Source organism: Carboxylicivirga agarovorans (assembly GCF_050589845.1).
Lineage (GTDB): Bacteria > Bacteroidota > Bacteroidia > Bacteroidales > Marinilabiliaceae > Carboxylicivirga > Carboxylicivirga agarovorans.
Genome location: NZ_JBNGPA010000033.1, coordinates 24,697 through 49,273 on the forward strand (window position 1 = coordinate 24,697; position 24,577 = coordinate 49,273).

A 24,577-nucleotide genomic window follows, 5' to 3' on the forward strand; every position below is an offset into this window, starting at 1 on the left:
ATTTATCTGACTTAAGAAACTAGAGTATGCAATTCAAGATCCTGACCTTAACCCTTTTTGTAGTATTGTCATCGTGCCAACTGCTGTATCGTGAGGCGGTTTATTACCAGGCCGATGTTACCGACCATAAGATTTTTCCTTATACAGAAGTCAATACCGGTGATAAGCCCTGGCACTATCACAAGGGTAACAGGGCTCTTTTTGATACCCTTAAGATCACCTTTGGTAAAGATTCGGCCATATTATTAGCGGATATGCTGGAAGCGTCCAGCACCCATGCCTTTGTGGTCATCAGAAACGACAGTGTGTTGTTTGAAAAGTACTACGAAGCTTATCAGTCCGATGATATATCAACATTCTTCTCGGTATCTAAGTCGGTAACTTCATTGCTTATGGGTATTGCCATTGATGAGGGCTATATTGATGATGTCAATGATCCGATTGTTAAATACATACCCGAATTAAAAGGCAGGGCTCCTGAATACGAACGTCTGACCCTGCAGCATTTGTTGGACATGCGTTCAGGTATGGAATTCAATGAGTCATATGGTAATCCATTCTCGCATATGGCTAAATTGTATTATGGGCGTAATCAGTTCGCTCAACTCAAGCGCCTGGAGTTTGAGCATGAGCCGGGAACAGTTCACGATTACCAAAGTTCGAGTACAGCACTGCTGGGTATAGCCATTGAAAAAGCCAGCGGCAAAGAATTGGGCCAATACCTGGAAGAAAAAGTCTGGATTCCTATGGGAATGGAAAATAGCGCGACCTGGAGCGTGGATGACAAGCACCATCGTTCGGCAAAAGCCTATTGTGGTCTCAATGCAACAGCTATCGACCTGGCTAAGATCGGCAGTTTGTATTTGAAGAAGGGCAATTGGAACGGGAAACAAATTGTTTCTGAAGAGTGGGTGACAAGCGCCACTACTCCTAATACCGGGAATGATGGTTATCAAAATCAATGGTATAGTTTTTCGGGCTATGGACGTGATAGTTTAAACACCAAATATTTTGATGATAGCAATGCAGTTCAGGAACTATGGGAACAAGAATACCAGGAAAAATATTCAGATTATTACATCCGTAAAATAGTTAAAGCCAATTACAGGGAAGGATACAGGGATAAACTCTGGAGTGATGCGGCAGAATACAAGTGGGGCCTGCAAATTTATACCGGTCAGTTTTATGCATTGGGCATAATGAAGCAAGTACTCTATGTCGATCCTGATAAAAACCTGGTAATGGTTCGCCTGGGAGCAACAGGTGATAAAGAATACACAAGCCTGATGTATACTATTGGTAAAGCCTTGTAATAATGGGTTGATAATAGATGATCTTAATAAGCTACTCTTTACCTATATTGTTGTTTATACGCTGATATACAAACATCGCTTGAACCGCGATGCTGATGCCTGAAACAATACATCCATCTCTGGTGCGCAGCAATCACCTTTAACACCTAATCCTCTCAATTTAAAAATACTTATTTTTCCCATTGACTTTCTCAATTATTTTTTTGCAATACGCTCCAGCCTGCCTTTACAGCTAAATGGAAACATTTGAAGGTTTTTTAATAGCTTGTTAATTAGGCGTATAGATGTGCTTAATAAGCGATTTTCAAACTCTGCTTAACATAGGTGATAAATACTAATTTTCCCCATATCAATTACTGATTTTTCTAATGAAATTGTCTTTGTAACCAGGTGTTGACCTGGCTATTATTTACAACTAAATCTTTACATATGGCAACTTCATTTTTAAAAGTAACAACACAACAATTGGTCACCAACGATCATGGGCAATCAACTTTCACTGTTCCCAATAAACAACAGAAGGTTCAAATTGTGTGGAGGTGTGTACGCAGTATTCTAATGGCACCAACTTGTTAAAACAAGCTCGTCTTGTTCGTTTCATGCATGTTATAGATGCAATTGGAGATTAGTACCATTACCATGTTAGTGCCTCTCACATTACCGTGTTAGTGCCTCTCACATTACCATGTTAGTACCTCCACCACATTCATCGCTTGACTGCGTGTTATCATTCAGGTCGATTCTTCCTTTTTTACAAGTGGAAAAGAGGAAGTACCATACCGCAGGTGTGGGGATGGGGATTTCACCCACACACTACAGCCCCCGACCACCGGTCTTCTGTTACCGGTCATCCCCCTTCAATTATTCCTTAACTAAAATCTGAAAGCAATGAAAAACAATTGTTTGACAACAACCAGCCTGTTCTTGCTTGTTGCCATCACCTGCTGGCACTGCCAAAAAGAAACGCCCTTACCGACAATCAGCACAGCGGTGCAAAATAATGACGCTCACTACATTATTGAGCAACTCAACAAGGTACCCGACAACGGTTTTACCGACCTGCAACAACTCTATGGACAGGCCCTGTGGGAAACAGCCTATATTGAGGGCCACAATGAAAATACACGCTATGTTATACCGTTTATAAAGGATGACATTATTCAAACCATTGTGTGTTACAAAGAACCACAAGCCGGAGACAATAGTCTGCAACCCATTATCATTGACGAGGCCTATCTGGAACAAGCCTATTTTTCTGATAAGTTTTTTTCAAGCCTTAAGTTCCACAAGCTCAAAAAGCAAGGTTATTTTATTGATGACTGTTTGGAAGAGTTCGCTGTCAATTGCCTGGAGGCAGAAGGGCCTATTGAAGATATAAAGGTTGAGCCGGAGGAGAAGTTGAAAGCAAAAAATTATCAGGGATATAATCGTGTTCATGTAGGCTTTTATTTGCCACGCGTATCACGTGGCAATACCGCAGTAGATTTAAGTCATCAAAGAATAACTCAAGACCTTCAGGGCGTTCTATGGCTATATAACTTCTATGAGGGAGAAGAAATATTTGATTACCGCAAAAGTTATGGAAACGCTGATGAGGCTTTTATTTATGTATCTTGTGGATATCATGAACTTTTTAAAGATGATAAATGGTTACTTTTTGAATATTATTCAGAAATAATGTATGCGGTAATGCAAAGGTTCATCCAGGTATTATCCAATAGCTATGAACCATTGGGTTATTACTTCCCTGAATATTATAATTATACCTGGTACACAATGCCTAATGGATGTACTGATTTTATCACAAATGATGAAAAAAATGACGACAAACCGAAAGGGGGTGTTGGTGCCAGTGTTGTAAGTCCCATACCTGATATTATAATAGATCAATCATTTGAAGATACTAAGGCAGAGTGTGTATATGATAAAATTAAAAACACTGGGCTAATGAAAGAACTACTTAAAGAGTTTGTTGGTTCTGATATTTATGATGTTACTTATAAGGTTGTGCCTGAGTTGATAGCTCGAAATGGAAACAATGCATACGGTAAAATAATTCCCGATGGCAATAGATGGACAATACTGATTAATTCACATTATTTTGACAAAAATGTACCTGTTTTTATTGCCAAAACCATTATCCATGAAACCATACATGCAGCAATATATCAAAAAGTAGCTGCAGCAGGTGGGTTAGATCAACTTGACCCAAATAGTTTTGAACAACTTTTTGCTTATTATAATCATTATGGAACCGACTATCATCATAAATATATGGCAAGACACTATGTGCCTAAATTAGCCAAAACATTAGCACTATTGGATAATAACAAGTATTCAATAGATTATTACACAGCTATTAGTTGGAGTGGATTGGATGATTCTTATGAATGGAAATCGATGACACAGGATGAGAGGGATGATATATTTGATAAAACAGAAGAATTTAATAAAGGAGAAAAAGAATGTACTTGGTAAAGATAACACAAATCATCATTATTTTCTTGTTTATGCTATCGTGCGCTAAAATAGAAAATAAAAACAACCTGCTGATTGGTTATGAAAAGGATCATAGCCATCGAGGAATGTCAGTAGTCGATACAGTAAGAACTCAAAGAATAATCACTGGAGATTCAATCTTTTATGTTACTCAAATTCCCAAAAAGAATCATGTGATGAAAGTTAGGAAGTCATATCATAATGATTCAATACTAGTTGGTCAAAATGTGATTTTCGAGCTTCACAAAACAAAGGTATACAAAATAAATGGAGCCAATTATACTGTGTATAAATACGTCTATAATGACGAACAAAGCAGTGATGAAGAAGAAGATATATTTTTCACTGATGAGTATGGAGTATTATATGATCGTTTATGGTGGTTTTCTTATGGTAGTTCATACGAATATGATCTTATTTCAACAAAACTAGTAGAATATATAACAAGTGATACAACAGGCTTTTTCAAGGAGAAAATCCTTCCGCCACCACCGAAACTTAATAAAGATGATTAAGGTGAAGCAAAATAATTATGCATGAAACTATTCATGGCGCTTTTTATCAAAAGGAATTTTCCAGGGATTTATGATTACTATAAAATATATGAATGGGATACACCCAATGGAACACCTGCTTCTGATGCACAGCATGAGATGATGGCAGCCCACTACATTGACACCCTTTCCGATCTTATTGAAAGTTTTGATAACGGAAAACATTCAAAACAGATATATGATGACTTTGCATGGATTGGGTTGAGAAATAACAATGTGACTTACGAGGGATTAAGCCACAATGAAAAGAAAGAAACAGCCTACCAATTAATCGACACTAATGGCAATACCACTACCCGTCAGCTTAGACAACGTAGCTGGCATTCAGGAACTTTATCAACAAAATATTAATCATTAAATACATTCATTATGACAATCTTAAAGAACAGAGTACAATTAGTAGGGAATTTGGGCATGGACCCGGAGACCAAGACGTTTGACAGTGGGCATAAACGATCCAAATTTACATTGGCCACCAATGAAACCTTTTTTGATGTCAACGGAAAGGAGAAAACAGAAACTCATTGGCACACTGTGATCGCCTGGGGCAAACTGGCAGAAGTTGCTCAAAAGTATTTGAAGAAAGGCGATGAACTTGCCATTGAAGGTCGCTTAACATACCGGCAATATGAAGACAAAAACAAACAGACAAGGTATGTCACTGAAGTATTGTTGGGTTGTTACATTGTTTTTCCTGGCTTAAAGAATTAGCTAAGTGCAAATAAAAAGCCCTGGAATTTATTGTGTAAGGTAAATTCCAGGGCTTTTGTATTTCTGTAGCTACTTACTTTATCGATACCTCTACCTTGTAATTGCAGCTCTTTAATTGTTCCGGTAAATTTCGAAGGTCTGCTGTTCTGACCTCTATACTCGTTGAATCCACACCCTTCTCCTGGGTAAGGTAATAACTGATGTTCTCGTTACGGTTAATAAGGAGCTTGGTAAAAGCATCATCCAGTTGATCTTCCCCAATTAATTTTCGCGAGGCAGCAGTAACCGACATGCCTTCCGAACCGGGGACTTTCGACCTGAGGTATGCAATAAAATCAGGGTCCTTGTCTTCCATTGCTGACAGACGTTCCCTGTATCGTTCAATTTGTTGTTCACTGTTCATTGGCATTGATTCCGTCAGCATTTGCTTTTTGGCAATCGCCACTGCCATGACATCTTTCTCAGTATCAGGGTCGGTGCGTTGAGCAAATTTAAAGACAAGCTGTGGTTTCTTTTCAAGTATGTGAGCAATCTTATCCAGTGTTTTCTTCTGCTCAAGAGCAATGGAATCCTGTGCATATGGCATCGGTATATATTCTAATTCCTCAGGGCGTGTACCCACAAGATTACCCAATGCGTTAAAGGGCGACGCCGCTGCTTTAACAAGCAAATTAGATAAGGCTTTCCATATCAATTTGCTGACGCTGAAATTAGGATCGGAAGGGTTACCCTCAACAGGCATATCAATTTTAATGACATCTTTCGGATCTTTCATCAGGTAAAGCCCGAGTTTAACAGGAGCTTTTACCTTTGCTTCATTTTGTGTTTTTTCACCTATTTCCAATTCATTGATCACAATGTTATTCGTATTGACCATTTGGGTTGGTTGCATATCAATGTTCAGGTGGTAATTTAAATCGCCCTGGGTAACAGGACGGGCAATATGATATTCAGAATAGGGTGAGAAACTCAATAGCTGCATTTTTTCAAAATTGGCATCAAGGCTGAAGATGAGAGGATTTACCATGTTGATAAATGATTGCCCGGCCAGTCTCCCCTGGTCATTGAGGTTGATCGAAAACGATACAGGAATATGCTCATGATCATTGGCGATATCATTAAGCTCAATATTGATGTTTTTCAAATCATATAAGAACGGACGATATAAAGTATTGTCGGCAAACAACACCTCACCATCAACAAGCTTAAACTTAGTCACCTTGTAATTCAGCGGTGTTTCAGCAGCAGTAGTATCAACTTGGGCTATGGAGTCCTGTTGAAGGCTGTCGGTGGCCATAAGCGGCAATAAAACACGTTCGAAATTACTCATGTCTTTATAAAGGCTTGCAGTAATAACCGGCTTTTTGACAAGAATTTCTGAGATGTTATATCGCTGATCGTCTATGTCAAGAGTATCGAGTGTCACTTTAGCATGTTGCAGGCGGAATAGATCAGTACCATCAGGCTCCCATAAGTATACAGAGTCTAAACTGCTGTAACCACTTACATACACTTCCATGGTATTTTCCATGCTGCCTCTGATGCGCAAATCGGTGTTTACATAGCCATTTATTCCTCCAATATTAATAGCATTTTCAGCATAGCTCGATATGTCTTTTAAGCTAAACTTATCGACCTTAAGATCAATGGCATATTTCTGATTGATCTGGTCAACCCGGGCTCCCACAAATACTTTTCCTTTTTCACCAAGGTTAAAATCAATACCCACATCGGAGGATTCGCTGTCCCAGGCGATCAAAGGTAAATTAAGTGAGAAGTCTACCAGTTTAATTTCATTGTCAACCGTTTTGTCAATGAAGTTAAAGTGACCATGTATAAATCTGATATCATGAATGGCAAAACGGAAGGGGCTGGAAGGGATCGTATCAGCCGTTTCCGTTGCACTTGAGTCTGCTACCGGCATCAGGTCATCAAAATTAAAGCCATTTTCATCCATAATGGTGTTGACAAACAGGCTATCAACTAAAATACTGGAAAAAGAATAGGTATTGCGAAATAGTTTTGTTGGGTCAAAATTGACGGATAATTCTCTGAAACCGGCAAAGGTGTCGACCTGATTGGTTTCATAAACCATTAGATCAGATGCACTGACAGCGACTTTAAAATAATTGATATGTAAGTCCCCGAGTTCGATCTTTCTGCCGGTTAACTCAAGGCTGTTTTTATTAATGTAGTTCTTTATGAAAGTAGACAGGAAAAAAAGTACGAGGAAAACAATTAGTGCTAAGGTGATAAGTACATAATACCTTTTCTTAATTTGTTTCATAGTTATGGCTAAAGCTTAATTATTATATAAACGTAAACGCGTAAAAGTACAACAAAACAAATTAAGAAATGATTGATAATTTTGAGTTTTTTTTTCTGTGATGCATCCCTGAAATTTATTAGATGTCTTTAAGGGTGAATTAACTAATCAATCATCAAGTCATGTTTTTATCAAAAAAATGGGCACTATGTGTCGTGGGAATGCTATGCCTTATTGCCAGGGCAAATAATCCATCAGCTGATAATATTATCAGGGGTAAGGTGGTCGATGAAGATACACAAATGCCATTGGTAGGAGTGGCTGTCGTTATTAATGGTTCCGATCCGGTAATTGGCACTATTACTGATTTAAATGGAGATTTTGCTTTTGAGCCCATGCCTGTTGATCGCTACGATCTGGCTTTTCGGTTTCTGGGATATGAACCCCTTGAACTACCCAATGTGCTGCTTTCTTCTGGTAAAGAAGTTGTGTTGAAAGTTGAGATGCGAGAATCAGTTACTGACTTGCAGGAGATCAAGGTCACAGGATCGAAGCAGAAGGGAAAGGCTTCCAATTCAATGGCCATGATCAGTGCCCGTTCCTTTACTGTTGAGGAGACGCAACGGTATGCGGGTGGTTTTAATGATCCCGCACGTATGGTCGCTTCTTATGCAGGGGTCATAGCCGATCCCACAGGGAATAACGAAATAATTGTCCGTGGAAATTCACCTCGCGGTTTATTATGGCGTATCGAAGGTGTGCCTGTAGCTAATCCCAATCATTTTGCCAATGAAGGGGCAACAGGTGGAGCCATTGGTATCTTGAATAGTTCTATTCTTAGTAATTCAGATTTTTACACCAGTGCCTTCCCCGCCGAGTTTGGAAATGCCGTATCAGGGGTATTTGATATTGACTTGCGAAAGGGTAATGATCAAAAACGCGAGTATGTCGTTCAGGGAGGTATCTTAGGCATCGATGCCGCTGCAGAAGGTCCCATGGCAAAGGGTGGTTCATACCTGGTTAACGGTCGTTATTCGTCCCTGGCCTTACTAAAAAACATGGGAGTGAAAGTAGCTGGTGAAGCAGTGCCTCAATATGCTGATGCCTCGTTTAATATTAATTTACCGGGATGTAAAAAAGGTAAGCTGCAATTGTTTGGCGTAGCCGGATACAGTTATATCACTGCTGATGAAGAAGATTATAAACAGGACTTTGAAGCAGATATGTGGGTAACGGGTTTGAATTACCTGTGTCCCTTAAATGACCAGACCTACCTGAAGTCAAGTGTATCATATACCGGAACATTTAATAAGTGGTATTACGAAGAGTATATAAAGGACAATGATGCGTATGAATTCAGGGGACGCGATCGCTTTGTTTACCATACCTTGAGGGCAGGGAGTGAGCTGACGCATAAATTAAATTCACAACTGACTTTTAAAGGAGGAGCCTTTTATAATCATCAGTTCTACGACATGAACATGGAGATATATGATGATGAATTACAACAAATATATACCTCATTAAATGATCAGGGGTCGGCAGGATTTGTCAACGGCTATGGCAGTGTTAAGTGGAGGCCTCTGCCCACATTGACGCTGACAGGAGGTATTCATGCGCAGTATATGAATATAAACGGTAATTACTCGGTTGATCCGCGACTTGGTTTGCGCTGGCAATTCAGGGACGACCAGGCCTTTACTGCCGGTGCCGGTCTTCACTCCAAAGCTGAAAATACATCCATCTATCTGGCTCGAACCTTATTGGAAGATGGCAGTATTGAGCAGTATAACAAACATTTGGAGCTGATGAAGTCCATGCAGTATGTTGTTGGATATGAGAACCGCATTCATCGCAACCTGCTTTTTAAACTTGAAGCCTATTATCAGTACCTGTACGATGTACCTGTTGAGATGGAAGAAGGTTCTTCCTATTCTATTCTCAACGATATGTCAGGATATATCACTGATCAGTTGAATAATGATGGTACAGGTAAAAACTATGGTGTTGAGGCTACTTTGGAGAAGTATCTGAGTAACAATACCTATTTCTTACTGACTACTTCAGTATTTGATTCAAAGTATAAAGCCTTTGATAAGAAGGAACGCAATACGCGCTTTAATAATGGTTACGTGATTAATTTCACAGGAGGAAAGGATTTCCCCTTAGGGTCGGAAAACAATAAAACCCTGGGAGTCAATCTTAGAACAGTTGTCGCAGGTGGTAATTATTATTCTCCAATTGATGTGGATGAATCCTTTGAAAAAGGCTATACGGTTCGTCCCGATGAAACCGCCTTTAGTAAGCAGCGAGATACTTTTTACAAAGTTGACCTGAAACTGAGTTATCGGATCAACAGAAAGAAGAGTACGCAGACCCTGGAGTTGGATATTCAGAATGTAAGCAATGCTCAGGCAGTTGCATACGACTACTGGAATCCTAATAAGGAGATAGTGGAGGAAGGCTATCAGTGGGCATTGTTTCCGGTTATTAACTATCGCATAGAGTTTTAATGATAATTGTCGCTTAGGTGTAAGCTCTTCAGCATACCAGATGGGTTTTAGGATGTTGAAGAGCTTTTTTGTTTTTATCTAAACAGTGACCTTTAGTATATGCGGACGCTCATGATGCAGCTTAACGATCAATTCGCCAAATAGTGTATTGGCCCATGCAAACCAGTCGCGTGTATATTTCTTAGCATCATCTTTATGAAAGCTCTCGTGCATAAAGCCTGTTCCGGCATGGGTCTCTTTCAGCATCTTCAGGCATTTTATTATCTCATCATCATCAGTGCTTGTCATGGCACGCAGTATGATGCCCATGGGCCAGATATTATCCTGTCCCGTATGGGGACTGGCCTGTCCTTCAGCGGCTTTACCTTTTAAAAAGTAAGGATTGTTGTTGCTTAACAGGAAAGCCCTTGTGCGTTTGTACAAGTCGTCATCAGGCTGATGCGCTCCAAGGTAGGCCAGAGACATTAATGATGGCACATTGGCATCATCCATAAACACTTTATTGCCAAAACCATCCACTTCATAGGCATAGATCTTACCAAAATGCATATGCTCCACGATGGCATATTGTTTAATGGCTTCATCTACTTCATCGGCAAGACTGTTACATTCGTCGGCAAAGCTTTGGTCATTGAGCAGTCCGGCATGGATCTCAGCCATTTGTCGCAGGCTCAGCACAGCAAAAACATTGGAAGGAATCAGAAATGGAAATAAGGTGGCGTCATCGGAAGGGCGGAACATAGAGCAGATAAGTCCTGTTGCTTTTATTGGCCGCCCTAAACCCCAATGTACAGGGCTGTCGAGCATTTGACCTGTTGTGCGGTTAAAGGTATAAGGCGTTGTTTTGTCTTTTCGCTGTTCTGCTTTAAAGGTTTGCACAATTAAGCGTGCGGCTTCCTGCCAGTCATCATCAAAAATGCTGTTATCTCCGGTAATCTGGTAATATTCGTTGGCCAGTCGAACGGCATAGCAAAGTGAGTCGATCTCCCACTTGCGTTCATGAATACCCGGCAGCATCTGGGTTTTGTCACTTTTCCATTTTGATACTTTGGTGACATCTTTATAAAACGCATTGGCATAAGGGTCAAGTATAATGCACTTGGTCTGACGAAAGACGAGGCCTTTAATGAGTTCCCGCAGGTCTTTGTCTTTTTTTATCAGTGGCATATAGGGCCAAACCTGCGCAGTACTGTCCCGTAACCACATGGCATCAATGTCTCCTGTAATTACAAAAGTGTCGGGTTTACCATCTATGTATTCAAAGTCTACTGTTGTGTCAAGGGTGTTAGGAAAGCAGTTTTCAAACATCCAGGCCAGTTCATGATCGGCCATGGTTGTTTTTACCTTATCAATGAGCTTTTCAACCGATTTACTTGTAAAACAGCGTTTACTTGTAACAGGTCTCATTGACTCAAAATTGATTGTCTTATCCATAGCTGTCATTATTGGTGGTGCCAGAAGCGCACCGCCCACCAACATGCCTGATCGTTTGATAAAATTTCTTCGTTTCATATTATATGCTCATTTATACAGATCGAATGGCCAGGCCATTCAAATGTCTTGGTATCTACTTTGTTTCAAACTTCTCCTTTAACCTGATATCAGTTGATGAAGATCCTATGGCTAACTGGAATATTCCCTTTTCAGTTACCTCTTCCATATTACGGTTTAAGAGGGCGAAATGCTCCGGTTTAAGTCTGAATGTTATTGTCTTGCTTTCCCCTGCCTGAAGGTGCACCCTTTCAAAGGCACGTAGCTGCCACTCATAGGTGATCACAGAGCTGAACTCATCATTAAAGTATAGCTGTGGTACTTCATCGCCTGCCCATTGTCCCGTGTTTTTAATGTTAAAGGTGACTGTCAATGTGCCTGATGTTGTCGACAGCCTGTTGTCAATCTTCAGGTCACTGTATTCAAATGTTGTATAGGACAGGCCAAATCCAAAGGGATATAAAGGATCAACTATACGGCTTTCACCGGTTCCGTTGGGACCTTCTTTGGCTTGTCCGGCCTGAGAGAATGGTTTATAGGGGAAGTTATGCGGTATTTGTCCGACTGATGCGGGCCAGGTAGTCGATAATTTTCCACCGGGGTTGTATTGTCCAAACAGAGCTTCTGCAATAGCTTGTCCGCCATATTCACCGGGAAACCAGGCCGCCAATATGGCATCTGCTTCCTGTTCAGCATAGTTAATCGAAAGGGGGCGTCCATGGATCAGCACCACAACAAGCGGTTTGCCCGTTGCTTTTAGTGCTTTGAGCAAATCGCGCTGACGCCCGGGTAAATTAAGCGATGTTCTGCTCAGGTTTTCACCAACCATTGTTTCATCTTCACCCAATACAACAATAATGGCATCACTGTTTCTTGATTTATCGACAGCCTCATTGATCATCGCGCTTTCTTCTGAGCTTAAAGGGTAATCTATCACCTCGGAGTGTGGCCAGTGTTTATCGTGCAGATTGCAACCTGGCGAATAGTCGACCTTAACCTTATCCCCGATGAATTGTCTGATGCCTTCAAGCGGCGAGATGATATCAATGCCGAGGGCTCCGTATCGGCTGATCGAACTGCTTTCTGCCATGGCATTGGGACCAACAACCAGGACATGCTTCATTTTTGTAGCATCAAGTGGTAAGACGTTGTTGTTTTTAAGTAATACAAGTGACTGGCGTGATGCTTTTTTCGCTAATTCCAGATGCTCGTCTGACCTTACCACAGCCTTAACAAGCTTCTCATCTTTGTATGGGGTGTCAAAAAGGCCCTCTTTAAATTTGACATACAATACATCCTTCACCCGTTCATTGATCAACTCAATGGACAGGGTTTCTTCATGAATGAGTTCGCGAAGTGGATTGACGAAGTTTTCGGGGTGATTAAAGGTGGTTCGAATATTAAGCCCCGCTTCAACCGCTTGCCTGACGGCATCTTTGTATGAATCGGCGACCCTGTGTTTACTGTAGATCCAGGCTACAGCATCACTGTCAGATACCACATAACCTTTAAAACCATATTGTTTTCGCAGTAGGTCATATAAGAAATAATGACTGCCTGTAACCGGGATGCCATCGTAATCGTTGTAAGAACTCATAATGCCTAAAGCACCTACCTCCTGTATGGTACGCCTGAATGGATACAGGTAAATCATATGCATTTCACGTAACGAAATATGAGGGTCAAGGCGCACATGTCCATCGCGCCCGCCCTTGGGCGCTGAGTATATGGCAAAATGCTTTAGCGTACTGCTTAAACCATTTGATTGAATGCCTTTTGTTATCTGCATGCCCAGCTCCGTAACCAAAAAGGGATCTTCGCCAAAGCTTTCCACAATGCGTCCCCAGCGCTGATCGCGCGCAACATCCAGAACCGGGGAGTAAATATTGTTGTAAGCCAAAGCACGCCCTTCTGCACCAATACATTCTCCCACACTGAGGAGAAGGTCTTTATTCCATGTACATCCCATGCCTATTTGTGCCGGAAAGGAGGTTGCTTTATAATGGTTGAGACCGCGTATCCCTTCGTTCGTAAATTCCACAGGAATTCCTAAACGTGTTTGTTCTATGAAAAACTTCTGAATTTCGTTAAGTGCCCATACATGCCTGTCATAGGGGTACTTATATTTAGCTGCTTCATATACGCCGTTAGAGGCTTCATCAATGTTTCCCAAACCATCTTTCCACAGCTCACTGGCCCATTCTTTGGTCGGTAATTCATCCTTGGCCACCCGGCCATAGCCATACAGGGTCACCATCTGACAGGTTTTTTCCTCAATGGTCATCTGACTTAATAGGTTCTCTACCCTTTCATCAATAGGGGCATCGGGATCTTCATAAACATCTTTTTGTCCGTTCTTGTTAAAATCAATCCAGTTGGTTTTATACATGCTGCTTTGGGCACCTGCTTTGTTAAGCGCAAAAAGCAACAACAGGACGAATGTCCATGTGGAAGTTTTCATAGTGGTAATTGCTTAGATGTTGTCATAGTAAAAATAGCAATCAAGCAGGTGTTTTGCCAGTGAATGGATTGACCGATGTTATCTCAATGATAGCATAGTGTTGGGTGTAATATTCAGATAAACAGTAGTTAGGGGCTGTTTGTCCGCTTTTTTTGCCGGGGTGGGTATGAACATACGACCAACTAATTTGATTGTGAGTTAACAAAGTTTTAACAGGGTGATCTTTGAACTTTTCAATGCAAGTCTATGTTTTCTTGTTAATTACTTACTTTAAAAACCCATAGATATGAAAAGGACTGTATTATTTTTTACTATCGTGATGTTTGCTTCGGTCAGCATGGTTGCTCAAACTAAATCGGTAGATGTCAAAACGAGCGATATTACCTGGTTAGGTAAAAAAGTAACCGGGGAACACACAGGAAAAATTACTTTTAAGTCAGGTAGTCTTGAAATGCAGGACAAAAAGCTGGTGGGTGGTGAGTTTGTTGTTGATATGGGCACGATAACCTGTACCGATATTGAGAATGATGATTACAATGCCAAGTTGGTAGGGCACCTTAAATCTGATGATTTCTTTGGAGTTGAAACACATCCTGTTAGTAAGTTAAAACTCAAAAAAGTGAAAGCCAAGGGCGACGGTTACGAGGTACATGGTGACCTGACCATTAAGGGTAAAACACATCCTGTTAGCTTTCACGTCAGCAACAGTGGTAATACGTTCGAAGGAAAACTTGTTGTGGACCGTACTAAATTTGATGTTCGCTATGGTTCCGGTAAATTCTTCGACAACCTTGGGGATAAAATGATTTATGATGAGTTTGAACTGGCTTTCAAAGTGGTTGTTCTTTGATGATAAAAGTGTAAACTGCCTGTTGATTCAGATTTTTATTAACTAATTATATGACCTTAATTTTTAGAGAGTCCGACCTAAAGTCGGACTCATTTGTTTAAAGTTGTTAAAAATCATTGTTCGAAAATATAACTTTTGTTTGTTTTACACGTAAACTGGATAAGCTGATAGCTAAATCCTACAAACGCCAAAAACAACCGAAGTGAATAAATTAAATCTACGCTTAAAAAGTAAGCTGTTACTTTATATTCTGGTATCATTTACAGTGATTTATGGTGCAACTTTAGGATATATTAGTATCAGTTTGAAGAATAACGCATTGGCCGATTCAAAAGCCATCATTGATGCGAACCTGAAAGCATCCCGCAACCTGATTCAAAATGATATTAACCAGGTTATAACAGCTGTTAATACTACCAGGGATAATTACGATCATTATTTATCAACTGACGAGTCTTACAGAGATGAGGTATACGACAGGCTATTGTACGGGTGGCTGGAGAGTAATCCTGATCTTTTATCAACGTGGCAGATATGGGAAATGAAAGCCCTTGATGAAACATATGCTTTGAAAAATGGCCGTCGCAGAAATGTGGTTTTTCGTTTAGGGGGTAAACTGACCCAGACATCAGAAGATGTTGATATGAATAATGATAATCTGACAAGTCTGTATTATCAAGCACGTCAGTCCAATAAGGCAGATATATGGGATCCTTATTACGATGTGGTTACCAAAGAGCTTGCAGGAATTCTAATGACATCAATTATCGCTCCTTTACAGGATGTTAATGGAGGATTTTTAGGAATGGTTGGTGTGGATATCAGCTTAAATAATATGTCTAAAATTATTTCAAGCATGGATCCGTATGAGGGTGCAGTGGCCTACCTGGTTTCGCGCGATACAAGTATCGTTGCACACACTAATGCTGAACTGACCTCGAAAAAACTGTTTGAAGCCATACAGTTTGAGTCGGAAGAATTCAAAACAGGGCTTCAGCAAACACTGGAATCCAAGGATTTTGGGTTTGAATATGTCAACCCATCAGATGAGGTTGATTACTACGTATCCTATACGCCTGTTGAATTTACAGGAATTGAAACGACATGGACACTTGGAATTGAGGTGCCTAAAGAAGTCATTTTAGCCAATGCCAACCGAATTTTCTACCGCAGTATCCTGATCGGGTTTCTGGGACTTGTTATACTATATATAATAGTATACATAACAGCCGGTAGTATTATTCGTCCCATTAATAAAAGTGCCCTCATATCACGACAGATAGCTGATGGTAACCTGAATGTAGAGATTGATGTGAACGATGACCAAAGGGATGAGGCCGGTGATCTGGGGAGAGCGCTGAAGGATATGGTTGATAATTTAAAAAACATCATCAATGAAATAGTCGAAAGCTCCGATGCGATCAATTCAGCCAGTGTCGAACTGGCAGGTTCATCCAATGAGTTATCGGCCGGTGCATCGAATCAGGCAGCCTCTTCTGAAGAAATCTCATCATCGATGGAAGAGATGGTAGCTACCATTCAACAGAATAGTGAGAACTCCAAACAAACAGAAACCATTGCCTTGCAATCGGCCAATGGCATCAAAGAGAGTTATGAGAGCTCAAAGGCCACGACGCAATCCATGCAGGAGATCTCTGAGAAGATTACCATTATTGAAGAAATTGCCAAGCAAACAAATATACTGGCCTTGAATGCGGCTGTGGAAGCAGCAAGGGCAGGTGAGCAGGGTAGAGGTTTTGCCGTGGTGGCAGCTGAAGTGAAAAAGTTGGCTGAGCGTTCTCAAAAAGCCGCTGTTGAAATTATTGACTTAACACAGCATGGTGTTGAAGCCGCTGAAAGATCAGGGCAACAACTGGAAGCCATAATTCCGGAGATAGAGAAAACAACCCAGCTGGTACAGGAAATTACAGCGTCCAGCTATGAGCAGCAAAGTGGAGCAGAACAAGTGAACAGAGCGATCCAGGAATTAAATGAAGTTACACAGCAAAACTCAGGATCGGCTTCTATTTTTACAAATAACTCAGAATACCTGACACAATTGGCAGAGAAGCTAAAAGAGACGATAGCATATTTTAAAAGGTAAAATTGTATTATCCATATAAAAAAGGCCTTAAGTTATTTTAAACTTAAGGCCTTTGTATTTTAATTATCTGAGATAACTGATCTTATAAGCCAAATGCGGATTTAACAGCATCAACGTAATCTAACTTTTCCCAGGTAAATAATTCCACTTCATAATCTTTCTTACCAAAGTATGGCGAAACGAAGGTCTTTCTAACGGTTTTAGGAGTTCGTCCCATATGACCGTAAGCCGCTGTTTCTTCATACATAGGATTACGCAGTTTTAAGCGCTCTTCGATGGCAGCCGGGCGAAGGTCGAATACTTCAGCGATCTTAACAGCAATTTCACCATCGCTTAAGTCAACTTTCGAAGTACCATATGTATCAACAAACACACCAACCGGCTTAGCAACACCAATGGCATAAGATAACTGAACCAGTACTTCATCGGCTAATCCGGCAGCAACCATGTTTTTAGCCATGTGGCGTGATGCATAAGCTGCAGAGCGGTCTACCTTACTTGGGTCTTTACCAGAGAAAGCACCTCCACCATGAGCTCCTTTTCCTCCATAGGTATCAACAATGATCTTACGACCTGTTAATCCGGTGTCTCCATGAGGACCGCCAATTACAAATTTACCGGTCGGATTAACATGAAGAATGTACTCATCATCAAATAATGCCTGAACACGCTCCGGTAATTGTGAAACTGTACGTGGTATTAATATATTACGCACATCATCCTTAATCTTAGCCAACATTGGTTCGTCAGCATCAAACTCATCGTGCTGAGTAGACACTACAATTGTATGAACGCGCTTTGGCTGGTTGTCATCACCATATTCAATGGTAACCTGGCTTTTTGAATCAGGGCGCAGATAAGTCATTTCTTTACCTTCGCGACGAATATCAGCCATATCCATTAATAAACGGTGTGATAATTCAAGCGAGATAGGCATGTAATCGTCTGTTTCTTTAGAAGCGTAACCAAACATCATTCCCTGATCTCCGGCACCTTGTTCCATCTTCTCTTCACGGTCAACACCCTGGTTGATGTCTGCCGATTGTTCATGGATAGCCGACAGTACCCCGCATGAGTCACCATCAAAGCGATATTCACTTTTTGTATAACCAATGCGGTTGATCACGCGGCGCGCTACTTCCTGCACATCTACATAGTGCTTGGAATGAACCTCACCGGCCAAAACAACCTGGCCTGTTGTAACCAATGTTTCGCAAGCAACTTTTGAATTAGGATCAAAAGCTAAAAAATTATCCAGTAAGGCATCTGAAATCTGATCAGATACTTTATCAGGATGTCCTTCAGAAACCGATTCTGATGTAAATAAATATCCCATATCATTTAAAAAAATACTCTGTAATCGTATAATACAGATTAATCATTAAAAAAAAGTTGATATGTGAAAAGGAGGGAAGTACAAACGAAATATGCGTTTTAGCACTTTTTTTAAGTGGTTGCAATCAGCCAAATCCTTCCACTTTTCACTAGGTGCAAATTAAAGGAATAATAAAAAGGTGTGCAAATTAATTAAGAGTATTTTGTCTTGATTGTATTTTTATTTCTTTGTAATATGCAGATATATAAAAGGGTAGGTATTGCTGCGAGATGAAGGGTGAAATTTTTTGCATCTTTTTTCAATAAAAAATTTGGAGGGATATGAATTTGATATATCTTTGCATCCGCAATTGAGACAGATAACAAGGTCCAAAGGCAAAAAGGTCCCTTCGTCTAGTGGTTAGGACGCAAGGTTTTCATCCTTGAAACAGGAGTTCGATTCTCCTAGGGACTGCTAAGATATAAAGAATAACAATTTTTAATTGTAGGAAGATGGCAAATCATCAATCAGCTAAAAAGCGCATTCGTCAGATAGAGAAGAGAAGAGTTCACAATCGTTACTATGCAAAAACCGCTCGTAATGCTGTGAAAGTATTGAAAGGTACATCTGAAAAAGAGGCAGCTCAGGAATTACTTCCAAAAGTAGCTTCAATGCTTGATAAATTAGCTAAGAAAAACATTATTCACAAGAATAAGGCTGCTAACTTAAAGTCAAAGTTAACTAAGCACGTTAACGCGCTTTAAGAAAAAGCATACGGTCCCTTCGTCTAGTGGTTAGGACGCAAGGTTTTCATCCTTGAAACAGGAGTTCGATTCTCCTAGGGACTGCAACTATAACTTACGCCTGAATAAGGCCTGAGGTCCCTTCGTCTAGTGGTTAGGACGCAAGGTTTTCATCCTTGAAACAGGAGTTCGATTCTCCTAGGGACTGCATAAAGCTCTTCAAAACTGAAGAGCTTTTTTTGTATCTGATATTTACTTTTTCATTTAGCCTCTTTATCTTTTCTGATAAAAGAAAAGATGGATGACAACCAACACCTCAGTATTAAAGAATGGGCTTTAGAAGACCGGCCGCGTGAAAAACTAATTTACAAAGGACTGGCATCTTTATCCGATGCCGAATTGCTTGCTATACTTATTGGTTCGGGCAGTGCCAGGGAAAGTGCCGTAGAGCTATCAAGAAAGATATTGCGCGATTGCAATAACAACCTCAACGCCCTGGGCAAGAAAACGGTTAAAGACCTGAAAACAAGCTACCATGGCATTGGGGATGCCAAAGCTATTTGTATTGTGGCTTCTCTTGAATTAGGGCGACGCAGGAAGTTACAGGAGAGTGAAGAGCGCCAAAAGATCTCTACAAGTAAAGATGTGAGCGATATTTTTCAACCCATATTGGGCGATCTGCCACATGAAGAGTTTTGGGTACTGATGCTGAACCGCTCCAATAAAGTAATTGCAAAAAACAAGGTCAGCCAGGGAGGTATTTCCGGAACAGTAATTGATGTGCGCCTGATACTTAAGTCTGCTATCGATCACCTGGCATCATCAATTATATTAGTCCACAATCATCCAAGTGGTAACAGGCAACCCAGTGAAGCTGATTCCAGGATTACCAAAAAGATGAGTGAAGCCGGGCGAATAATGGATATTCCTGTTCTTGATCACGTTGTTGTAACTGAGAATTCGTATTTTTCTTATTCTGATGAAGGGATGATATAGATCTATGGAGTTAAAGTGGCTAAAGCGGAATGATATAAACGATAAAAAATGGGATGATTGCATTAATCATTCGGCCAATGGTCATGTGTTTGCCTATACATGGTATCTCGATATTGTTTGTGATGACTGGCATGCTGTCGTCGCAGACGATTATGAAGCAGTATTGCCGGTGCCTTTTAAACGCCAGTTATTCAGGTGTGTTTATACACCACACTGGACGCCATACCTTGGTGTTATCAATCGAAAACCTGTAAGCAGGCAAGACGTCATGGATATGTTGCATGCCGTGCCGTGTTTAAATATTGATCTTGTAATGGGCACCCACAATAAGCTTCCGGGCATGAAAGCCTTAAAATGCGAATCACGCCGCTATGCGGTGTTGGACCTGATTACAGAAATATCAAGAATGGAGAAGTTGTTTAGCGCGGCTGTTAAACCTGTTATTGATTTATATAAAAAGAAGAAAATAAGCGTTGTTCGTGCCATGGATACAAGCGATTACCTGAAGTTTGTAAATAGCCCTGGTGTCATTGCAAATAGCGAGGAGCAGCCTGTTTTACTGAAGCTCATCGGTTTTGCTTTACGCTATAAAAGTGCCGGTTTATATGCAGCATACGATGAGCGAAACCAGATTATAGCAGGCTGTTTTCTGTTAAAATCAGATAAGAAGCTTTCACTCATTCACTGTGCTGATGTTTCGGATAATTTCAAGGGGGTTTTAGCTATTATTTACCACATTCTGGATCATAATGCCGGTTCTAATCTTACATTGGAATTTCCCTATTATTCTGATGAAATAGGGCGCCATTTTTCCAACAGTGAACATGTGTGCCTGGTATACAAAAAAGGCTTACCCAAGTGGATAAGCCTTTGATCCTGATTATGTGTCAGAGGATCTTAGCATTGAAATTCTGATACATAGTCCTGACCTGTTACCAGTCTGTATTTTAGCCGCCTAATTCATCGTGTAGTAAAAAGTCTTTCACTTCTAAAAAGGCCTTTTCAAGTCGAATCATTCGGTCTATCATAAACTTCATAATTTCGGGCCATTGTTCCTGACGATACATGTCGGCGGGCGATAGCATCTCATAAACGCGACATACTTCCCGTCCTTCTTCTTTCGAATAAAGGTAATCCCAGGTTAATGCCCCGCCATATTCTGTTTCGAAGATGGATTTACAGGCTTCGAGTTTTTCGTACAGTTGCAGGCGGCGATCTTCGCTGCGGTGGTTTATCTCCAGGGCCACAATGGCGCGCTGACGATTGATATCAAAACGAAGATCTAAACCCTTGATATTGGTTTCGTCAAAGATCCACTTAATCTTTTTGCCTTTCTGACCTGGAATCCGTCGCGTGCGGTTTTCCAGTTTATGCCAGAATAACTGTCTTATTTCCTTTGCCTCCTCTTTCGAAAACATGCTTGTGTGTGTTTATTCGTCGCCAGACTTTTTATTGTCAGATCCCGATTTGTTACTGAGTAACAAAAATAGCAGATAAGCACAACCTATGCCAATTAATAGCATGCTGATTATTTCCATTGTGCCCTGGGTGCTGTGTATCATTCCAAAGCCGGCTATAATCATTAGAATTGCGGTAACTGCCAGTTTTTGTTTCATCAGTTTAAGTCTTAAAAAGTATAACGCATGCTCGCTGTTAAGCGATTATTGGTGTAACTGGTCGTGTCGATTGGCTTGGCATATTCGTCATATGAACCACCATAGGCAGCCACAACATACATCCATTCAACACCGAACCATATTTTTGGAGTTGCCATAAACTTAACACGTGGAACAATTGAATACATGTTGGCAATGTTACCTCCAATTGTATAGCCTGCCAATGGTTTAGCCTTATCAAATGCGCCCATGTTTTCGGTGTAACCAAATAAAATACCAGGCTTTACCTTCTGGGAATTAGACTCAACATCGGCCCACCATGAAAAGTTTCTAAGAGCAGTATATTCACGTTCTTCAGTATCATTATCTTTTTCGGCAAAGCCACCTAACATCACCACATTGGTCATTCCGGCAGTAAACAGAGCCTCTGTTTTTACTGTGATAGCACCGAAGTCTTTTTTCACCGAACCGGTAAAGTATCCGCCTTTGGCTTTTGCATCCGTTTTTATTCCGGTGTTAGGATCAGACAATGCTGGCTGAAGTACCTTGTATCCTCCGGTTAAAGCAGCAAAAAATCCCTCTGATTTATACTTTAACTGTAAAGCTGTCTCAGGGATCAGTGAGTTTTCAGAAGCATCATGCATGCCTTTATCCAAAAAGTCATTTTGGTGCATTAAGAATCCGATTGCCTCTACTTTTTCATGTAGCTTATAGCCTAAGCGAACCATCGGCTGTCGGTTAAGCGGGTGATACGGAGTACCACAGCTCAAGTTAACTGTATTGGCAAAGTTCTCGGTAATAAATAGCGGATGCCAGTACTGACCAACCAATAGACTTGTTTTATCCCAGTTAAGTCTGATAAATGCATGACGTAAACGGAAGTTAACATCCTGATGATCAGGACTCTTATCGCCTAAGAAGTCACCTTCCATAAATGCGAAACTTTTGGCACCAAACATGTCAGGCCCTGATACTCCAATGCTAAAGCGGCTAAATGCAGCATCAATATCAGAATAGGCTTTATCGTTCAGATCATTGCCTTCCGCATCAAAGTCTGCCGGCTTTGGAAATAAGTATATGTTTCCGTTTCGTGCTGTCGCACTCTGGCGTGTGTCTAAATAGGCGTTAACGCCAACAAAACCATGTATTTCAACTTTAAATGGTTTTTTCTCCTGAGCAATCACTAATGTGGTTATAACAGCCAGCATTAGTGTAGTAAGAATTTTTTTCATTTTATAATTATCAACCTAAGTAATGTTCTTTTTAAACGCTGCAAAGCAACAAAAAAGCACCAAGCTGTGCAAGTTACTGCACAGCATATAATAATGAGTTTTGGTATTATTTAATTTTAAAGAATGCGATTGTTTCATTCAGCATTTCCGACTGGCGTGAAAGTTCCTCTGAACTGGATGCCATTTCTTCCGATGATGCTGAGTATTCAGATGTTATACTTACCAGTGACTGAATAGCTCCGTTAATATGATTGGCTCCCGCTTCCTGCTCTTTACTTGAAGCCAGAATTTCACGTATCATCTGTATGATATTAGCAATCTCAGGTAGTAATTCTTCCATGGCCTGCCATGACTTTTCAGCAATTTCCAGACTATTGACCGATAACTCGTCAATATCACCAGCTGCTGCCTGGGTTACCTCCGACAACTTGCGCACTTCACCTGCAACGACAGAGAACCCACGTCCTGCTTCTCCTGCCCGTGCCGCTTCAACCGAGGCATTAAGAGCCAGGAGATTGGTTTGTACGGCAATTTCTTTGATCACAGCTACCTTGGAGGTAATACTCTGCATAGCTTCCAGGTTCTTCTTCACTGTTTCCTGAAGTTCATTGATGCCTTTTTCAGCTTTCCCGGCTGTCACTTCAGTGCGTGTGGCGTTATTGGCATTGGACTGTATATTGGATACCATTTCTTCAATGGAAGAAGAAATTTCTTCCGTTGAGGCCGCCTGCGATGTTGCTCCATTGGAGATGTGTTCGGCAGATTGTGCCATCTGCTCACTGGCGGCAAGTACATTGCCCGAACCATCAATGATTTCGCCCATAATTTGTTTGAGCTTGTTAACGGTTTTAACCAAAGACTCCTGTAATGTCCCTATTTCATCATTCTGTGTTTTCTCAATATCAACCATAAGATTACCGTTGGCAATTTCTTCTGTTGTTTTTGAAAGTGTGATAATGTTAGTGGCAAAGCGTCTTCCTACAAAAATGATGAGACCGGCAAAAACAAGCAGAACCAAAAATGTGATCAGGGCACTGGTGATGATACTGCTACGCATCTGTGACATCTTCACTTCACTCTCGGCCAGTATCGCCTTGTCAATATCATCAATGTAATTGCCTGTTCCCACTACCCAGTTAAAAGGCTCGAAGTAGGCAGCATAACTTCTTTTGGGTGATGCCACTGTTTCACCGGGGCGGGCAAACCAATATTCCGAGTATCCATCGCCTGCAGTGGCCGCTTTTATGATGTTTTGAATTAAATAATTGCCTTTTTCATCCTGAAGATCCCAGCGACTTTTTCCTTCAACATCTTCTCTGCCAAGCAATACAACGTTGATGCCTTCTTTGGTATCTACCCAAAAATAGCCATCTTGTCCATACTTTAACTCACGAACAAGGTTGGCAGCCAGTACAATGCCTTCTTCATAGCTGATACTGTCCTTTTCTATCTGTGCATTAACTTCTTCAAGTAAGCTAATAACAGTTTGTACTTCCTGCTTCACTAGTTCATCAAAATTATTCCGAAGCATTTGCTCGAGGGCAACCAGGTCTTTCTGTTGGGTTTTATAGTTGATATAGTTCGAAGGAATGGTAATAGCCAATGCCAGTACCAACAACATCCCCAACGAAAAAAAGATAATTTTCGTTGTAATTTTCATAACACACTCAATATAGATTAGTAAATAGATTATCAATTACGAAGACTGCCGGGAAAAGTTATCATTCAGGCTTTATTTATTGTGCTTGTTTAACTTTGTAAATGGTAAGTAATCAGACTAATTGGCCTGATTGGTGCTGGTAGATTGACTGATGTACAACTCGAATTTAGAATTATAATAAATTAGTGATGCCCCATTTAATGTCCTTTAAGATTAGGAATAAAATGGTTTAATCTGCACTGCGATAAGGTAT

19 protein-coding genes and 3 tRNA genes are annotated in these 24,577 nt (G+C 40.6%); 14 read left to right on the plus strand and 8 right to left on the minus strand.

The features are described 5' to 3' along the window. The first annotated feature begins 26 nt into the window (after positions 1–26). The 5 genes from ACRD69_RS20940 to ACRD69_RS20960 all read left to right on the plus strand — a co-directional run bounded on the left by ACRD69_RS20940 (position 27) and on the right by ACRD69_RS20960 (position 5,077). Positions 27–1,313: a serine hydrolase domain-containing protein gene (locus ACRD69_RS20940; protein WP_430817100.1), complete on the plus strand. Its 1,287-nt coding sequence runs from the start codon at positions 27–29 to the stop codon at positions 1,311–1,313. 888 nt (positions 1,314–2,201) lie between these two features. Then, on the plus strand, positions 2,202–3,791 hold the full coding sequence (locus ACRD69_RS20945; RefSeq protein WP_430817101.1) for a hypothetical protein: 1,590 nt from the start codon (positions 2,202–2,204) through the stop codon (positions 3,789–3,791). Beyond that, positions 3,785–4,327, plus strand: a complete 543-nt coding sequence (locus ACRD69_RS20950; protein ID WP_430817102.1) for a hypothetical protein — start codon at positions 3,785–3,787, stop codon at positions 4,325–4,327. Before ACRD69_RS20945 ends, ACRD69_RS20950 begins: the two co-directional genes overlap by 7 nt. A 21-nt stretch (positions 4,328–4,348) precedes the next feature. Continuing rightward, a complete protein-coding gene (locus ACRD69_RS20955) occupies positions 4,349–4,717 on the plus strand; it encodes a hypothetical protein (RefSeq protein WP_430817103.1) in 369 nt (122 codons plus the stop codon). Positions 4,718–4,735: 18 nt separating this feature from the next. Next, positions 4,736–5,077: a single-stranded DNA-binding protein gene (locus ACRD69_RS20960; protein WP_430817104.1), complete on the plus strand. Its 342-nt coding sequence runs from the start codon at positions 4,736–4,738 to the stop codon at positions 5,075–5,077. A gap of 73 nt (positions 5,078–5,150) precedes the next feature. Here ACRD69_RS20960 and ACRD69_RS20965 read toward each other — a convergent pair whose 3' ends face one another. Beyond that, positions 5,151–7,364, minus strand: a complete 2,214-nt coding sequence (locus tag ACRD69_RS20965) for a DUF748 domain-containing protein (protein WP_430817105.1) — start codon at positions 7,362–7,364, stop codon at positions 5,151–5,153. 161 nt (positions 7,365–7,525) lie between these two features. Between ACRD69_RS20965 and ACRD69_RS20970 the strand changes: the two genes are divergently transcribed. Next, complete coding sequence (locus ACRD69_RS20970) at positions 7,526–9,856, plus strand: TonB-dependent receptor (protein ID WP_430817106.1); 2,331 nt, start codon at positions 7,526–7,528, stop codon at positions 9,854–9,856. Positions 9,857–9,934: 78 nt separating this feature from the next. On the opposite strand, the gene ACRD69_RS20975 is transcribed toward ACRD69_RS20970, so the two are convergent. Continuing rightward, positions 9,935–11,368: a glycoside hydrolase family 125 protein gene (locus ACRD69_RS20975; protein WP_430817107.1), complete on the minus strand. Its 1,434-nt coding sequence runs from the start codon at positions 11,366–11,368 to the stop codon at positions 9,935–9,937. A 55-nt stretch (positions 11,369–11,423) separates the two neighbouring features. Continuing rightward, a complete protein-coding gene (locus ACRD69_RS20980) occupies positions 11,424–13,808 on the minus strand; it encodes a glycoside hydrolase family 3 C-terminal domain-containing protein (RefSeq protein WP_430817108.1) in 2,385 nt (794 codons plus the stop codon). A 286-nt stretch (positions 13,809–14,094) separates the two neighbouring features. Here ACRD69_RS20980 and ACRD69_RS20985 point away from each other — a divergent pair, with 286 nt between their 5' ends. Further along, positions 14,095–14,658: a YceI family protein gene (locus tag ACRD69_RS20985; RefSeq protein ID WP_430817109.1), complete on the plus strand. Its 564-nt coding sequence runs from the start codon at positions 14,095–14,097 to the stop codon at positions 14,656–14,658. A 202-nt stretch (positions 14,659–14,860) separates the two neighbouring features. Then, entirely contained in the window at positions 14,861–16,762 is a 1,902-nt protein-coding gene (locus ACRD69_RS20990; protein WP_430817110.1) for a methyl-accepting chemotaxis protein, read from the plus strand. Between the two features lie 82 nt (positions 16,763–16,844). Here ACRD69_RS20990 and metK read toward each other — a convergent pair whose 3' ends face one another. Further along, positions 16,845–18,098, minus strand: coding sequence for a methionine adenosyltransferase (gene metK / locus ACRD69_RS20995; RefSeq protein ID WP_430817111.1), 1,254 nt, complete (start codon positions 18,096–18,098; stop codon positions 16,845–16,847). A gap of 381 nt (positions 18,099–18,479) precedes the next feature. Between metK and ACRD69_RS21000 the strand changes: the two genes are divergently transcribed. The 6 genes from ACRD69_RS21000 to ACRD69_RS21025 all read left to right on the plus strand — a co-directional run bounded on the left by ACRD69_RS21000 (position 18,480) and on the right by ACRD69_RS21025 (position 20,690). After that, positions 18,480–18,551 (plus strand) — tRNA-Glu (locus tag ACRD69_RS21000). A gap of 38 nt (positions 18,552–18,589) precedes the next feature. After that, the gene (gene rpsT / locus ACRD69_RS21005; RefSeq protein ID WP_430817112.1) at positions 18,590–18,841 is read left to right on the plus strand and encodes a 30S ribosomal protein S20; all 252 of its coding nucleotides are present in this window, start codon (positions 18,590–18,592) and stop codon (positions 18,839–18,841) included. Between the two features lie 12 nt (positions 18,842–18,853). Next, positions 18,854–18,925, plus strand: a tRNA-Glu gene (locus ACRD69_RS21010). Between the two features lie 31 nt (positions 18,926–18,956). Next, positions 18,957–19,028, plus strand: a tRNA-Glu gene (locus tag ACRD69_RS21015). An 89-nt stretch (positions 19,029–19,117) separates the two neighbouring features. Continuing rightward, on the plus strand, positions 19,118–19,816 hold the full coding sequence (gene radC, locus ACRD69_RS21020) for a RadC family protein (protein WP_430817113.1): 699 nt from the start codon (positions 19,118–19,120) through the stop codon (positions 19,814–19,816). 4 nt (positions 19,817–19,820) lie between these two features. Beyond that, the gene (locus tag ACRD69_RS21025; RefSeq protein WP_430817114.1) at positions 19,821–20,690 is read left to right on the plus strand and encodes a hypothetical protein; all 870 of its coding nucleotides are present in this window, start codon (positions 19,821–19,823) and stop codon (positions 20,688–20,690) included. 73 nt (positions 20,691–20,763) lie between these two features. Here the strand turns inward: ACRD69_RS21025 and ACRD69_RS21030 are convergent, their stop codons facing one another. From ACRD69_RS21030 to ACRD69_RS21045, 4 genes are all read right to left on the minus strand, one after another. Continuing rightward, the gene (locus ACRD69_RS21030; protein ID WP_430817115.1) at positions 20,764–21,234 is read right to left on the minus strand and encodes a DUF4268 domain-containing protein; all 471 of its coding nucleotides are present in this window, start codon (positions 21,232–21,234) and stop codon (positions 20,764–20,766) included. A 12-nt stretch (positions 21,235–21,246) separates the two neighbouring features. After that, the gene (locus ACRD69_RS21035) at positions 21,247–21,432 is read right to left on the minus strand and encodes a hypothetical protein (protein ID WP_430817116.1); all 186 of its coding nucleotides are present in this window, start codon (positions 21,430–21,432) and stop codon (positions 21,247–21,249) included. 11 nt (positions 21,433–21,443) lie between these two features. Beyond that, positions 21,444–22,664, minus strand: a complete 1,221-nt coding sequence (locus ACRD69_RS21040) for a hypothetical protein (RefSeq protein WP_430817117.1) — start codon at positions 22,662–22,664, stop codon at positions 21,444–21,446. Between the two features lie 106 nt (positions 22,665–22,770). After that, entirely contained in the window at positions 22,771–24,324 is a 1,554-nt protein-coding gene (locus ACRD69_RS21045; RefSeq protein WP_430817118.1) for a methyl-accepting chemotaxis protein, read from the minus strand. Positions 24,325–24,577: the final 253 nt, after the last annotated feature.

Bases quoted from the DNA above. Each gene is read 5' to 3' on its own strand.
- ACRD69_RS20940 (WP_430817100.1), top strand. From the start codon at position 27: ATGCAATTCAAGATCCTGACCTTAACCCTTTTTGTAGTATTGTCATCG.
- ACRD69_RS20945 (WP_430817101.1), top strand. From the start codon at position 2,202: ATGAAAAACAATTGTTTGACAACAACCAGCCTGTTCTTGCTTGTTGCC.
- ACRD69_RS20955 (WP_430817103.1), top strand. From the start codon at position 4,349: ATGAAACTATTCATGGCGCTTTTTATCAAAAGGAATTTTCCAGGGATT.
- ACRD69_RS20960 (WP_430817104.1), top strand. From the start codon at position 4,736: ATGACAATCTTAAAGAACAGAGTACAATTAGTAGGGAATTTGGGCATG.
- ACRD69_RS20965 (WP_430817105.1), bottom strand. From the start codon at position 7,364: ATGAAACAAATTAAGAAAAGGTATTATGTACTTATCACCTTAGCACTA.
- ACRD69_RS20970 (WP_430817106.1), top strand. From the start codon at position 7,526: ATGTTTTTATCAAAAAAATGGGCACTATGTGTCGTGGGAATGCTATGC.
- ACRD69_RS20975 (WP_430817107.1), bottom strand. From the start codon at position 11,368: ATGAAACGAAGAAATTTTATCAAACGATCAGGCATGTTGGTGGGCGGT.
- ACRD69_RS20980 (WP_430817108.1), bottom strand. From the start codon at position 13,808: ATGAAAACTTCCACATGGACATTCGTCCTGTTGTTGCTTTTTGCGCTT.
- ACRD69_RS20985 (WP_430817109.1), top strand. From the start codon at position 14,095: ATGAAAAGGACTGTATTATTTTTTACTATCGTGATGTTTGCTTCGGTC.
- metK (WP_430817111.1), bottom strand. From the start codon at position 18,098: ATGGGATATTTATTTACATCAGAATCGGTTTCTGAAGGACATCCTGAT.
- rpsT (WP_430817112.1), top strand. From the start codon at position 18,590: ATGGCAAATCATCAATCAGCTAAAAAGCGCATTCGTCAGATAGAGAAG.
- radC (WP_430817113.1), top strand. From the start codon at position 19,118: ATGGATGACAACCAACACCTCAGTATTAAAGAATGGGCTTTAGAAGAC.
- ACRD69_RS21025 (WP_430817114.1), top strand. From the start codon at position 19,821: ATGGAGTTAAAGTGGCTAAAGCGGAATGATATAAACGATAAAAAATGG.
- ACRD69_RS21030 (WP_430817115.1), bottom strand. From the start codon at position 21,234: ATGTTTTCGAAAGAGGAGGCAAAGGAAATAAGACAGTTATTCTGGCAT.
- ACRD69_RS21035 (WP_430817116.1), bottom strand. From the start codon at position 21,432: ATGAAACAAAAACTGGCAGTTACCGCAATTCTAATGATTATAGCCGGC.
- ACRD69_RS21040 (WP_430817117.1), bottom strand. From the start codon at position 22,664: ATGAAAAAAATTCTTACTACACTAATGCTGGCTGTTATAACCACATTA.
- ACRD69_RS21045 (WP_430817118.1), bottom strand. From the start codon at position 24,324: ATGAAAATTACAACGAAAATTATCTTTTTTTCGTTGGGGATGTTGTTG.